This is a genomic window from Paraglaciecola sp. QJM3NY_14 (assembly GCF_056173245.1).
Genome location: NZ_CM149664.1, coordinates 1,605,904 through 1,620,464 on the forward strand (window position 1 = coordinate 1,605,904; position 14,561 = coordinate 1,620,464).

Genomic DNA, 14,561 nt, shown 5'->3' on the forward strand with positions numbered 1-14,561 from the left:
TTGTCTGTCACCATAGTGATGAGTGCTTTGTTATAAACTCTGTGACTCAGACTCCGTTGGCTGCACTAGTTGTTCATTTTTCTCACTGTATTTTTCTTTAATAAATTTAATGTTCGCATTGAGCTCCATAATTTCTAATTGTGAATCACGGGCCACGTCACGTATTTCTTTGACTCGCCTCGTAATTACAAAAATAAATATGGGAACCAAGAGCCACAATATGATGAATGCTACATACACCATGATCCCTACGAGCCCGAAACTACCTAAAATACCTTCCATATAAAAAACCTCCTGTAAAATTAAACCGTTGGATGATCAATGGTACTTTTAACTAACTTGCAAAGTAACAACTTTAACTTATATATCAGATTGTTACATATCGAGGAATTAACTGTAAAGGTGAGTTTTTTTCTCAAACGTAAGGTGTGGCCAGTAAGCGTCGAACAGCTCTTACATTTATGTGAAGAAGGCAGATGGGCGGGGAGTAATCACGTATGTACGGCAACGCTTATTGAGTTTGAAATGACCTTCCTACGCGCTAGGTACCGAGCAAATGATAAATGCGATTAAGCGTCACCCATCACCAACGACTGCGAGGAATGACCAAAGCCAGTCAGTTGCTAAAGCGCGCCTAAAGCAGACGTAACGATAACAACCCATGCATAGCTTGTAGCTTAGCCCCGTGCCTACGATTTAACCGTACGCTGCCTTTCCCCTCCAACGCCCAGTATTGCTGTAAACTCCCTCAATCTACTGGGCCAAAGATACCCCAAGAATTTTTGGGTACTCCCACTTTGCATAGGGGAGTCATTATTACCTGAGCATTAAGTTGGGCATTTTGTATCTGTTATGCTGGATATCTATATAACTTACTCAATACACAACACGTGCCGCACGCTATCCATTTTGTCGCCTTCGTAACGTGCGAGTAAAGAATGTCACCAAACCTGTACCTGCAAGCAGTACGAGGCTCAGACCCGTTATGACTACAAGGATTGAACCAATAGGTTTTGCAAAGGAATAGCCTGCGTGCAATGACAACATCATGCCCGTTAATTTAACGGATATTTCCGACACGTTAGCGTTTTCGATGTAAACCTTATTATGACAAGACGTATGTACGTATATCCGGCCATCACCTTCAATCTTATTGCCATCGCTAACAGACTTATATGTCAACATGTATGGGCCGTTTTCTTTATTAGGCATAAAAAAAGTCGACAAACGTTTATTGGGGAAAGCTTGCTTTCCTGCTCGTTCAGCATCGGCTGGGGTTATTTTTTCATGACATATTTCCGCAAATCCTGCACTGGCCGGGGGGGCATAAGTGGGGGCTGATAATAACGGGCTGAACCAATTCGGTTTTGCTAAAGCCAATCCCGTTAAGCAAAAATAAATGATCAGTAAAGCACTCCATACACCAATCAAACCATGCAGTGAAAACACGATTTGCTTAACACTCCCACGTAAATGCAAACGGCTGGCTTTACGCCATACGTGACCGTGTTTTGGCCACCATATATACAGGCCACTTATCACAAAAAGAATGAGTAATATGCAAAGAATACAAACAAAAATGATGCCGGGAGCACCCATTAACAAAGAGTGATGGAAATCTATTAGTTCATGAGCAAAGGCCCCATTTAAAGGAAAGTCACCTTTATATTGTGTGCTCCAAGGGTCAACACTGAGCATGCGCAGACCGTCACTGGCATGGGAGCCAGTGGGCATCACAAATACCATTGCGGTTTCTATCTTTTCAATTCTGCTCGCGGGCATTAACACGCCAACCGTTTGAAAATCTTGCTCATAGCCTTTTGACGCTGATGCGATTAAACGCGTCACATCAGCCATCGGCGGTCGAACAGTGGGAGGCGTCGCTTTTAGTACGTCGCCATATTGAAAAATAAACAACTCACCAACAAAGGCAAGCATGGCACCAGAGCCCGCAATAAGTATGATAAAGACGGCAGATATACCGCCCAACCATCCATGTAGCGATGACAATATTCTACGCGAGGAAGCCATCACTAGAATCGAGCTTCCAGACCAATCAAAAATGTTCTTGGTTGCACCAATACCGCGCTATCAAAAGCAATATCGGGCTGTTCGCTATCGACAGGCGCCGTACCTGGGTAACGAGCCACTGTTTTGTGAACATCTCCTATATTTTTAACTGAACCGTAAATTCGGAAACGTGCAAAATCATAAGAAATTTTCGCATCGCCAATTAAGTAGGCATCGGTTTTACCACCGGGACGGTTATTTACATCAGTAAAATAGCCATTGGTATAGCGCGTCACCAAGCTTGCAGACCAATTATTGTGACTCCACGAAAACCCGATACTTGATGTTAGACTGGGGGCAGTTAATAACTGATTACCTTCAATACCCGAATCAGGGTATTCACTGACCTCGGTGTCTAGTAGACCTAGGTTAATAAAAGCTTCGAGGTTAGGCGTAATAGCTAACGTTGCTCCAAGTTCAATACCACTGGTGTTGACACGGTCTGCATTGCGCACAACAAAGGCCTCATCACGTGAATCATCCGGCGTTAGATCAAACGGTAATTGCATGTCTTTATAAGTAGAGTAAAAAATATTCTGGGTGAGAAAAAGTTTGCCGTCGAGTAACGCTTGGCGCCCGTATAATTCTGCTGTCCACACGTATTCAGCACCGTATTCATAATTTACAATAGGGAACGAAAATGTAATACCACCACCGCCAGCGTTGTAGCCGCGAGATATTTGCGCGCCCCAATTGGTTGTATCAGTTTGTTGCCAATTAATGCCTAATTTAGGTAACAAGGCAGTGTAGGTTTCGTTACTCGCAATTTTAACCAGTTCTCCTGTTGCATCTCCGCCATAACGTTGATGATGATCTCTTTCATAACGTAAACCGAAAGATAGATCTAGGTCATGAGTGAGAGGTACCAGGCCTTCATAATACATAGCAATGGTCTTGGATTTATCGGTAAAAGTCTGACCGCCAAAAATTTCAATGGTCTCATCTTGATCCGCTTGATAATAATACAAACCACCCACCACAGAAAAACCACTATTAGCCCTATAATGAACTCTAGGCTCTATCACAACATCTTGGGTATCAATGGTTGCATTGCTTGAATTTGGCGCCGCAGTTCGTTTGAACGTTAAGTCCGTTGTAGAGGTATTCAAGGTAAATCGGATTGTGTCTGACCACTCATTTTCAAAATCCGCTACAACAGACGTTGTTTTTGGATTGTGTACTGGCTGATTTGGAAAATTAGAGACTCTATCTTCAAAGGGCTGAACGATAATTTCACTATTTGGGGCGGTGTAATCGGTATGAGACAGTGTCAAAAGTAATTTGCTTTGGGGAGCAAAATCCGGTGTGAGTAATACTTTTCCTCTTAGCGCTAAGGCGTCAACCTCACTAGGGTTACTTGCTCCCTCGTAGGCAGTGTAATTAACGGCTGACTCTCGTTTGACTAAATCGCCAGTTAATCGAAAAGCCAGTTGTTCATCGATGATAGATGTATTAACCATAGCGGAAGCGCGGCGTTGCTGGTAATTGCCCCCCGCAATTTGGACAACGGCTTCATTATCAAAACTAGGATCATTGGTTTTGACAATGACTGTCCCAGCAATCGCATTTCTACCAACCAATGTACTTTGCGTGCCTTTAAGCACTTCAATACGTTCAAGATCAAATATGCCCAGGTCACCAAAAACCACTTCACTATAACTCGCGGGGCGATTATCAATTTGCCAACTTAAACGTGAACGGCTGCCCGCAAAAAAGGCATTGGCATTTTCAGCTGCGCCCGTTCCATCTACCCCGCGTACCGTTGGAGCCTTGCCTGTTCCGGTGACAACTGAAATATTGGCGGCTGATTCAAGCACGTTGCGCAACGTGTCTAAGCCTGCACGATTTCTCAAGATTTCTTCATCGAAAATGTCTGCACTGTTGGCCGTATTAAATATAGGCCGCTGGATCAACTCGCCCGTTACCGTGATTTTTTCGATGTCTTTTTGTTTATTTTTGACCGTGCCACTTGATGCTTCTTGTGCATATGTTTGAGCACAAAACGCTGTGCTTGCGATATAAAAAGCGCTTAAGAATACTGATGATTTCATTTTACCTTTCCTGCACGGATACAATTACCGCATTATCATTATTGATTGAGAATTATTCGCATTAATTGTATTGTGCCGTGCCGTCTTATTCGCTGCCACTCCAATTAAGGGCGAATTACTCCAATAGCGGCATCATTTAATAGGGATGAATTTAGATGTGTATTCAAACTTGGCAGCAGCAACATGCAGATTTTAATAATCGAATAACAGATTTAGGTGTGAAGCCATCCATATCAATTAGCGATCCAAATGGGATGTTACAGCTTGCACATGCTCACTTTGACGCCTTTGATGGTTACTTTGAAGCTTCTCCACGTTTAATGCTTAACCTGTGCACAGCGGGTGTGGCTAAATTAGGGCGATTCTCTAAAGAAGCCAATATTGAGGGCGTTATTCGAGCAGGTGATGTCATGGTATCCGTTCCTCATTCAGAAGCGACTGGCTATTACTCACCTATTTCAATGTTAGGGATCGCAGTCGATCTAACGATGTTTGAAAATGTGATTGGTGAAAAAATATCAATCGATGAGCTTTTGCCTGCAGCATCAAGTTTTCACCGCAATCCGTTAATCACCTCAGTTATGACCGCGTTATGGCGCGACGCAGAAGCAAATGGACTCACCAGTGCGTTTTTTGAACAAGGGCTGTTGGTTATTCTGCACGAATTAGTCAACTATCGTAAAAACCCTACTCTGAAACGTGTGGTCAACCCCCTTTCTGGAGCCCGTTTGAATCGTTCACTTGAGTTCATTAATAATAAGTTAGATACAAACTTGCGTGTTTCAGCCGTGGCTCAAGAAGCAAATTTAGATGTACGTACCTTTACCCGCACTTTTCGCGCGGCAACGGGCTACGCGCCATTCGAATATATGACTATGCGTCGCATGGAGGTAGCGAAAAAACTACTACGCAGAGGGGATAGTGTTACCGAAATATCTATGGCAGTTGGGTATTCCAATCCCAGTAAATTTTCAGCCGCGTTTCGCCGTCTAAATGGTAAAACGCCAAGAGAGTGGGTAGCTGCTCAGGATTATTGATTAAGGGGGCTTACCGTATTCGACAAAAAGCGAGCGCTTAAGGGAAGTGAATGAATATTGCTGCCCTCGCTATTTGAGTGACTTCATAACGCGCCCTGTTTTACATTCCAGCGCCTCTGATTTAGTGGATTCAAGGGCAAATAAAAATCAATTAAAGCCTTCACTACGAATGTCAGCCAAGACGCGCAGGTGACCAAATGTATGTCGGGAAGTACGGCTACGCAGAGAATACTTGGCCGGCGCTCCAGTTGCGGTGATGACGTGAGCGAAGCACATAATTGCCACAGGCCATAAATAAGCGTAGCGCAGGCTTATGCCTTTTCGTGACTCAAACTTTTCCGCTCAAAGTGGCGACTTGTCTTACCCTTCTTTTAAAAACCACTAGTGATTGATTCACCGATAATTTAACAAGGAACATTTTTAACATGGGTGTCTTCGTATCTAATCCCTGCTACCTGACCAGCGTTAGCCTTCGATGATCGGGGTGACTTGAGTTGATAGAAAAAGCAGCGACTAAGTCGCCAAAAGTAACGGCTACACCGCTAAAAAAACAGTTTCGTAAAGCGCCGATTCGAAATGAATTATCATGGGTGTCTTCGTATCTTTCGTATCTGACCAAACTGTGTTTAAACCCATCCTTGGTGTCTCACCCAGCTTCACCATCCATGGCGAATCGTTCACCCGATAGGAGCGTTGCTCCTAAAAGCCACGGGCTCACCCTTGTCTGGACATCTGACAAGCCAATTAAAAAGATGGAAAATTGGAGTCGTGAAAAAGACAAAGCATGTGCTTTGCACATTAGTAATCCGGTGTTTTAAGTGTGTATTTGACATGAATTAAGAATTATCATGGGTGTCTTCGTATCTTTCGTATCTGACCAAACTGTGTTTAAACCCATCCTTGGTGTCTCACCCAGCTTCACCATCCATGGCGAATCGTTCACCCGATAGGAGCGTTGCTCCTAAAAGCCACGGGCTCACCCTTGTCTGGACATCTGACAAGCCAATTAAAAAGATGGAAAATTGGAGTCGTGAAAAAGACAAAGCATGTGCTTTGCACATTAGTAATCCGGTGTTTTAAGTGTGTATTTGACATGAATTAACATGGGTGTCTTGTTAATTCGTTAAGTGTGTATTTGACATGAATTAACATGGGTGTCTTGTTAATTCGTTAAGTGTGTATTTGACATGAATTAACATGGGTGTCTTGTTAATTCGCCAAAAGAACTCGCCATGACCATCAAACCTATTCTCACTGCCTTTAAAAATCAGATAACCAAAATCGAGAATAAAATTGTCGCGCTCATTGAATCTTGTCCTGCTTATCAAGCGAAGAATTGCATCTTACAGAGCATGAAAGGAATAGGAAAAATAGCCTCCGCTTCCATCATCAGTAACCTGCCAGAGTTAGGTTATATGACCAACAAACAAGCCTCTGCGTTAGTCGGTGTGGCTCCCATGAATCGAGAAAGTGGGCGCTTTGCGGAAAATCCAAGGTGGCAGACATCAAGTCAGAACCGTTTTGTACATGGCGATGATGTCAGCGATACAAAGTAACCCCGTATTTAAGAAAACATATCAACGATTAATCGCAGCAGGGAAGCCTAAGAAAGTGGCTATTATTGCGTGCATTAGAAAGATGGTTGTTATCTTAAATTCAATGCTCAGAGACGGGGTCATGTGGGAAGCGCCAAAGGCTACAAATTAGCTATTGACGCCATAGTCTCTTGTTATGTTTTCGGGCATGTAAATGGGTCTATATCTTTGAGCTTATTCCAGTGCTGCAAAGTTACAATAAATGCCTCTAAGGGGTAAACACTGTAACCTAAACAACGCATAAAGAAATCAAGTCCTTTCAAAGAAGGGAATACATATATTCCTTCCTTGCCATTATTTAAGAATTTAACATCATAAATTAAACCTAGAACTTTCAATGCTTCAATCTGTGGCCTGAACCTTGATAAAGCTATGGAGTGGTCATTTTCTGTAGCAAGAATTTTTTCATGACTAGCATTTGCAATTGGGACTATTTCAGACAAGTCTCCGGGATAAACCTTTAGGACATCTACGACAGAGTAAATTAGTTTATTTTCTGGGTAGAAAACATCATCTTCATGGTTGCCAATTGGTGGCTTAACACTACAGCATCTAGGGTCAAAATATATCTCATTTATAAGACGAGCTTGAAATGGAGTGAGACGTTTTAAAGTATCTGTATATACCAATGAATCATCCGAAACGGCTGTATTTCCCGCCGCTACAGACAGTAAACCAGCCCACATTGATTGAATGTCTTCATCTTCACACCAAGACGCTTCTTCTAATACTTCCCGAATCAGAACAGGGTTTGCTTGGCCTGATATATCAATCTTTTGGTGCTCTATTTTCTTTTGTGCCTTTTGGGATATCTTCTCAAGATTTCTTTGGCGATAAGCTGCAACCTTATCTTTTAAAAGCAAACCGAATTCTTCAGCGGCAGGCATACAAATCGCACCGAAAAATGAACCCAGTCCATCAACAGTTTTGTCGGTTGCTTTCTCTACAGCTTTTGCAACGGGTTTAATTCCCATTAAATCTAGACTTTTTTCTTCTTCCATAATCAACTCTCTAAACTAGAGGGAAACATAACAATATTAATAGCCGGAAAAGTTTCGCATTTAATACGTGGATGCAGTCACGGCATTTTTCCGCCTTTCCCTATATGTCGTTTTTAGCATACACCGTAACTTGTTGTACAGGTTAAATTTTTTCGTTTTTTAAGCACGCTTTTGTAGAAACACGGAAAACTTCCAAGATCTTGCTATTTACCGGAATTGTCGATGAACAAGCGCATAAATTTATCCATGAATTTTGTTCTCATTTATATGAGCAAAGCCAATGTCTTGGCGATACAGTCGCTTCGTTTGCTTTTTCCGTTATGGCTCTTTTGAAAAACTATTCCTGACTCATTCGCAGACACTCTAACTACGAAGCACCCGTTTCTCGACTCAAGACTCCCCGAGCATCGAAGACTAACACTGGGTCGATTGCATGGATGCAATCTAAGTGAAAGTCGTGTCGGGAACGCGTTTTCACGACCGGTGTTAGTTGAGACGCACAGGGAATTGAGTCTTGCTGGAGAGCGGCCTTTTTTGCTTACTTTTTACGGCTGTTGGTAAAAAGTCAGTTGAGCCGCGGGACGCGGTTTGAAAATAGGCATGGATGCCATAAGCGCAGCGCATAAATGTGCACGTAGTGCATAAGTGGTCAAAGACCATAGGTGGCCGCAGGCCATAAAGTAAGCATTGCGCATAAGTGAGCGCAGCTCATAGGCAGCGAAGCTGTGCTCAGTGCACGAAGTGCATAAGTGGTCAAAGACCATAGGTGGCAGTAGGCCATAAAGTAAGCATTGCGCATAAGTGAGCGCAGCTCATAGGCAGCGAAGCTGTGCTCAGTGCACGCAGTGCATAAGTGGTCAAAGACCATAAGTGGCCGCAGGCCATAAATAAGCGAAGCGCATAAGTGAGCGCAGCTCATAAGGTAAGCAAAGCACATAAACAACCGCCAGATTAAAAAAAGGCCGAATTGTCGACAATCTCCGCATTCCCCTCTTGAAAAAACCAATTACTCTGCTATATTGTCGACAACATTAAATCGCTGACGCACTTTATCTAAGTCGCTGACGCACTTTATCTAAGTCGCTGACGCACTTTACCTAACTCGCTGACGCACTTTATTTTCAGTAAAAACTGTCGTCTTCATCGGGCGCCATCACTCAAGAGAACACGCTAAATTCATGCAAAACCTAACCGAACAACCTATTACTGCTGCTGATAAAACCTTTTTCCAGTTGCGTAAAGACATCGTTGAAGGTGTGGTGCTGGCGGGTTCAAAGCTTAGTGAAACGGAATTGTCGACAAAGTATGGCGTGAGCCGCGCCGTTATCCGTGAAGCCATAAACCGCTTAGAGGCGTGTCATATTGTCGAGCGCAAAGCCAATGTGGGGGCGCGGGTAGTGTCTTTGTCTCCCGAAGGGCTGGTGGACTTGTATCAAGTACGTGAGTCCCTTGAAGGCATGGCCGCGCGTTTAGCGGCACAAAATATGACTAATGACGAAATCGCCGACTTAAATGCTCTACTTAATGTGCACTCCCAAGACGTAAAAAATCACGGCTCTTATTATCAAGAGGCAGGGGACGTGGACTTTCACTACCGAATTATTTTAGGCAGTAAAAACAACCACCTTATCACCATGCTAGTCAACGGTATTTATCATTTGGTGCGCATGTATCGTGTGCAGTTGGGCATGTCTGGCCCTCGCGTAAGCACAGCGTTTGATGAGCATAAACATATTGTACAAGCGATCTCGAATCGGGACGGCGAGTTAGCAGAGATGCTGATGCGCCGCCATATTTTATATTCGAAAAATAATATTCAGCGCAAATTAGCGCCACAGCCGGTCTAGCTGTGGCGTCATTTTGTTGTCATCAAATAACCCTTTAATTGTTGCATTGGGGTGAATGTTCACCTCATCACATAATAACTACTCTAAGGAGCAAGTCATATGAGCCCAGGTCAAAAATTCCGCCAAGCCTTAGCCGATAATAAACCTCTACAAATCGTTGGGGCGATCAACGCGTATTCCGCCATGATGGCCAAGAAAATTGGCCACAAAGCCATTTACTTATCAGGTGGCGGTGTGGCGAATGCTTCTTACGGGTTACCGGATTTAGGCATGACGTCACTAAACGACGTGATTGTCGACGTGCAGCGTATTACCTCGGCCTGTGACTTACCGCTGTTAGTGGATATCGACACGGGGTGGGGCGGTGCATTTAATATTGCCAAAACCATTCGCGATATGGAAAAGGCGGGTGCTGCTGCGGTACATATGGAAGACCAAGTGGCCCAAAAGCGCTGTGGTCATCGCCCGAACAAGGAAATTGTGCCTTTAGAGGAAATGGTGGACCGAATCAAAGCGGCGGTTGATGCACGCACCGACCCTGACTTTTTCATCATGGCCCGCACTGACTCGTTCGCCCAAGAAGGTTTAGACGCCGCCATTGCCCGCGCTAAAGCGTATGTTGCTGCCGGTGCCGACGGTATATTCGCAGAAGCGATTAAAACAGAAGAGCACTACCGCGCCTTCGCCGAGGCCTTAGATGTGCCGATTTTGGCGAATATTACTGAGTTTGGCCAAACCGAATTATGGAACAAAAAAGTGCTAGGTGAGTGGGGTGCCGCGATGGTGCTTTACCCATTAAGTGCATTTCGCGCCATGAACAAAGCGGCCGAAAACGTGTACAACGCGATCCTAGAGCAGGGGGATCAAACCTCTGTGGTCGATACCATGCAAACACGCATGGAGCTTTACGATTACCTGAATTATCACGATTACGAACAAAAGCTCGACAGTCTTTTTGCCCAAGGCAAAAACAAGTAAGCGCATAAATAGCGCCGCGTAAACCGAAGTTTCACGGCGCAAAAAAATCAAAGTGATTAACGTTTTAACGAGCACGTCAAATAAACGTTAACGAATACATATTTAGGAGCAAACCATGGTTGACAAAAAATTAAGTGGTGCGGGTTTACGTGGTCAAAGCGCAGGTGAAACGGCGTTATGTACAGTGGGTAAGTCCGGTTCTGGTTTAACGTACTCAGGTTATGACGTTTCGGATTTAGCGGACAACGCGACGTTTGAAGAGGTAGCCTATTTACTGTTTAACGGTGAACTGCCTGATCAAGCCCAACTCGATGAATACAAAGCATCTTTGCTGACCCAGCGTGATTTACCCCAAGCACTTAAAGAAGTGCTGAAACTGATTCCAAAAGACGCACACCCAATGGATGTAATGCGCACAGGGTGCTCATTTCTAGGCAACATTGAGCCAGAAACAGATTTTTCTCAGCAGCATAAGGCGGCGAATCGTTTGTTGGCGGCGTTTCCTGCCATCATGTGTTACTGGTATCGCTTTACCCATGATGGCGTTGAGATTGATTGCACCACAGATGAAGACTCGTTAGGCGGACATTTCTTGGCGTTACTTCACGGTAAAACACCATCAGAGCAGCACCGTAAAGTGATGGATGTATCGCTTATTTTGTACGCAGAGCATGAATTTAATGCTTCTACCTTTACTGCGCGTGTGTGTGCGTCGACGCTGTCTGACATGTTCTCTTGTGTGACCGGTGCGATTGGTTCGTTGCGCGGTCCATTACATGGAGGGGCGAACGAAGCCGCCATGGACATGATCCAAAAGTTCAGCTCCCCTGCGGATGCCAAAGTTCAAATGGCCGGCATGCTTGAGCGTAAAGAAAAAATCATGGGCTTTGGCCATGCGATTTACCGCGAGTCTGACCCGCGTAACGTGATCATCAAAAGATGGTCAGAAAAACTGGCGCAAGAAAATGGCGATACATCCTTGTATGACATTTCAGTGGCCTGTGAAGAGTTCATGTGGGACAGCAAAAAACTGTTCTGTAATGCGGATTTCTTCCATGCGTCTGCGTATCACTTTATGGGTATTCCAACTAAATTGTTCACGCCTATTTTTGTGTGTTCACGCCTAACTGGTTGGGCTGCACACGTGATGGAGCAGCGCAGCAACAATCGTATTATTCGCCCAAGTGCGGATTACGTTGGGCCAGAGCCGCGTAAAGTGTCACCTATTAGTCAGCGCTAAGCGGGCGAGCAGGGCGAATGTGTATGCATTCGCTTGTGTCTCATCGCTTCTATTTTTTCGCCAGTATCTGCATTTCTCATTATCAAACAGGTTATGACTGGCGCGTTGTTACTCTCGTATTTAAGGACCGCTATGAATACTGATTACCGTAAACCTCTTCCAGGCACCCAGCTTGACTATTTTGATACTCAAGCAGCCGTGGATGCCATTACCCCTGGCGCTTATGCCAAATTACCTTATACCTCACGGGTACTCGCTGAAAACTTGGTAAGACGCTGTGCCCCTGAACAACTCACCGACGCGCTTAAGCAGTTGATTGATCGTAAACGTGACTTGGACTTTCCTTGGTTTCCCGCACGCGTGGTGTGCCACGATATTCTTGGGCAAACGGCGCTGGTTGACTTAGCTGGATTGCGCGATGCCATCGCTGAAAAAGGCGGTGACCCGTCAAAAGTAAACCCAGTGGTGCCCACCCAGTTAGTGGTGGATCACTCATTGGCCGTTGAATACGGTGGTTTTGATAAAGACGCGTTTGAGAAAAATCGCGCGGTAGAGGACAGACGCAACGAAGACCGCTTTCATTTTATTCAATGGACCAAAACCTCGTTTAAAAACGTCGATGTTATTCCCTCGGGTAACGGCATTTTGCATCAAATTAACCTTGAGCGTATGTCGCCAGTGGTGCAAAAGCTAAATGGCGTGGCCTTTCCGGATACGTTAGTGGGAACCGACAGCCACACACCCATGGTCGATGCCCTTGGCGTGATGTCGATTGGTGTCGGTGGCCTTGAAGCAGAAAGCGTTATGCTAGGGCGCGCGTCGTACATGCGCCTACCAGATATTATCGGTGTGGAATTGACAGGTCGGCCCCAAGCGGGGATCACCGCCACCGATGTGGTGTTGGCATTGACCGAATTTTTACGTAAAGAAAAAGTGGTGTCGTCGTATCTAGAGTTTTACGGCGAAGGCACTAAGCACCTGACTTTGGGTGACAGAGCCACTATTTCAAACATGACCCCAGAATACGGCGCCACCGCAGCCATGTTCTATATTGACCGTCAAACCATTGATTATTTGACTCTCACCGGCCGTGATGACGAGCAGGTGAAATTGGTTGAAACCTACGCAAAACACACTGGTTTATGGGCTGATAGCCTTGAAACTGCTGAGTACGAGCGTGTACTGACATTTGATTTATCGACTATTGGGCGCAACATTGCTGGGCCGTCGAATCCTCATAGTCGCGTTCCCACCTCTGAATTGGCCGAACGTGGTATCAGTGGGGTGATAGAAAACGAAGAAGGCAAAATGCCCGATGGCGCTGTTATTATTGCGGCGATAACCAGTTGTACCAACACCAGTAACCCGCGCAACATGGTGGCGGCTGGCTTAATTGCTCGCAATGCCAACAAGCTTGGCTTAACGCGTAAGCCTTGGGTAAAAAGCTCTTTGGCACCTGGCTCAAAAGCGGTGCAGCTGTATTTAGAAGACGCCAAATTATTGCCTGAGCTAGAACAACTCGGGTTTGGCGTGGTGGCATTTGCTTGTACATCATGTAACGGCATGAGCGGCGCGCTTGATCCGGTGATCCAACAAGAAATTACCGATCGCGACCTATACACAACGGCTGTGTTGTCGGGTAACCGTAACTTTGATGGGCGTATTCACCCTTATGCGCAGCAAGCGTTTTTGGCGTCACCCCCTTTAGTCGTGGCGTATGCTATTGCCGGTACTATTCGTTTTGATATCGAACGGGATATTTTAGGCCATGATAAAAACGGTAATCCAGTCACGCTAAAAGATATTTGGCCTACCGATCAAGAGATTGATGCGGTCGTCAAAGCCAGCGTTAAACCTGAGCAGTTCCGCAAAGTGTACGAGCCCATGTTTGATTTAAAAGTGGAGTATGGCGCGCACATCAACCCTCAGTACGATTGGCGCCCACAAAGTACTTATATTCGTCGCCCACCTTATTGGGAAGGGGCCTTAGCCGGCGAGCGTTCCATGAAGGGCTTACGTCCATTGGCGGTGTTGGGCGACAACATCACTACGGATCACTTATCGCCTTCAAACGCTATTCAATTAAACAGCGCGGCAGGTGCCTATTTGCACAAAATGGGGTTGCCCGAAGAAGACTTTAACTCTTACGCGACCCACAGGGGCGACCACTTAACCGCGCAGCGCGCAACGTTTGCAAATCCTAAACTGTTTAATGAAATGGTGCGTGAAGTCGGTGCTGACGGGAAAAGTAAGGTCAAACAAGGCTCGCTAACGCGTTTAGAGCCACAGGGTACAGAAATGCGTATGTGGGAAGCAATTGAAACCTACATGCAGCGCAAGCAGCCACTGATTATCGTGGCGGGTGCGGATTATGGTCAGGGTTCATCCCGTGACTGGGCAGCCAAAGGCGTACGCTTAGCGGGTGTTGAAGTGATTGTTGCCGAAGGTTTTGAGCGTATTCACCGCACTAACTTGATTGGTATGGGCGTATTACCGCTGGAGTTTATGCCGGGAGATAACCGTCACACGTACCAGATAGATGGCAGTGAAACCTATGATGTAGTAGGTGAGCGCAAGCCAGGTGCACAAATGACCCTGAACATTACCCGCAAAAACGGTGAGCAGGTGAGTGTGCCGGTGAAGTGCCGTATTGATACCCAAGAGGAATCGTCCATCTATGAAGCGGGCGGTGTGCTACAACGCTTCGCGCAAGACTTTCTTGAAGCGACAGTAGGGTAAGGG

General features: G+C 45.3%; 10 protein-coding genes and 2 pseudogenes. 8 read left to right on the forward strand and 4 right to left on the reverse strand.

The window, feature by feature from the left end; genetic code table 11:
• Window positions 1-30 precede the first annotated feature (30 nt).
• A complete protein-coding gene (locus AC0VYA_RS06845; RefSeq protein ID WP_475490492.1) occupies window positions 31-282 on the reverse strand; it encodes a hypothetical protein in 252 nt (83 codons plus the stop codon).
• 253 nt (window positions 283-535) lie between these two features.
• Between AC0VYA_RS06845 and AC0VYA_RS06850 the strand changes: the two are divergent.
• Window positions 536-638, forward strand: a pseudogene (locus AC0VYA_RS06850) (transposase); the annotation flags it as partial.
• A 262-nt stretch (window positions 639-900) separates the two neighbouring features.
• Here AC0VYA_RS06850 and AC0VYA_RS06855 read toward each other — a convergent pair.
• Together AC0VYA_RS06855 and AC0VYA_RS06860 are read right to left on the reverse strand one after the other, a co-directional pair.
• Entirely contained in the window at window positions 901-2,031 is a 1,131-nt protein-coding gene (locus tag AC0VYA_RS06855) for a PepSY-associated TM helix domain-containing protein (protein ID WP_475490493.1), read from the reverse strand.
• Window positions 2,032-2,033: 2 nt separating this feature from the next.
• The gene (locus AC0VYA_RS06860; RefSeq protein ID WP_475490494.1) at window positions 2,034-4,121 is read right to left on the reverse strand and encodes a TonB-dependent receptor; all 2,088 of its coding nucleotides are present in this window, start codon (window positions 4,119-4,121) and stop codon (window positions 2,034-2,036) included.
• 155 nt (window positions 4,122-4,276) lie between these two features.
• On the opposite strand from AC0VYA_RS06860, the gene AC0VYA_RS06865 reads away from it, so the two are divergent.
• The 3 genes and pseudogenes from AC0VYA_RS06865 to AC0VYA_RS06875 all read left to right on the forward strand — a co-directional run.
• Window positions 4,277-5,158: a helix-turn-helix transcriptional regulator gene (locus AC0VYA_RS06865; protein ID WP_475490495.1), complete on the forward strand. Its 882-nt coding sequence runs from the start codon at window positions 4,277-4,279 to the stop codon at window positions 5,156-5,158.
• Window positions 5,159-5,652: 494 nt separating this feature from the next.
• A complete protein-coding gene (locus tag AC0VYA_RS06870) occupies window positions 5,653-5,976 on the forward strand; it encodes a hypothetical protein (RefSeq protein WP_475490496.1) in 324 nt (107 codons plus the stop codon).
• A gap of 399 nt (window positions 5,977-6,375) precedes the next feature.
• Window positions 6,376-6,865, forward strand: a pseudogene (locus AC0VYA_RS06875) (transposase); the annotation flags it as partial.
• Between the two features lie 22 nt (window positions 6,866-6,887).
• Here the strand turns inward: AC0VYA_RS06875 and AC0VYA_RS06880 are convergent.
• Entirely contained in the window at window positions 6,888-7,754 is an 867-nt protein-coding gene (locus AC0VYA_RS06880) for an Abi-alpha family protein (RefSeq protein ID WP_475490497.1), read from the reverse strand.
• A gap of 1,178 nt (window positions 7,755-8,932) precedes the next feature.
• Here AC0VYA_RS06880 and AC0VYA_RS06885 point away from each other — a divergent pair.
• The 4 genes from AC0VYA_RS06885 (at window position 8,933) to acnD (ending at window position 14,558) form a co-directional block, all read left to right on the forward strand.
• Window positions 8,933-9,601 (forward strand): GntR family transcriptional regulator, encoded by a 669-nt coding sequence (locus AC0VYA_RS06885; RefSeq protein WP_011574257.1) that lies wholly within the window; start codon window positions 8,933-8,935, stop codon window positions 9,599-9,601.
• 99 nt (window positions 9,602-9,700) lie between these two features.
• Complete coding sequence (gene prpB, locus AC0VYA_RS06890) at window positions 9,701-10,579, forward strand: methylisocitrate lyase (RefSeq protein ID WP_011574258.1); 879 nt, start codon at window positions 9,701-9,703, stop codon at window positions 10,577-10,579.
• A 115-nt stretch (window positions 10,580-10,694) separates the two neighbouring features.
• The gene (gene prpC, locus AC0VYA_RS06895) at window positions 10,695-11,819 is read left to right on the forward strand and encodes a bifunctional 2-methylcitrate synthase/citrate synthase (RefSeq protein WP_475490498.1); all 1,125 of its coding nucleotides are present in this window, start codon (window positions 10,695-10,697) and stop codon (window positions 11,817-11,819) included.
• Window positions 11,820-11,951: 132 nt separating this feature from the next.
• Window positions 11,952-14,558 carry a Fe/S-dependent 2-methylisocitrate dehydratase AcnD gene (acnD, locus tag AC0VYA_RS06900; protein ID WP_475490499.1) on the forward strand — a complete coding sequence of 869 codons (2,607 nt, stop codon included), beginning with the start codon at window positions 11,952-11,954 and terminating at the stop codon, window positions 14,556-14,558.
• Window positions 14,559-14,561 lie beyond the last annotated feature (3 nt).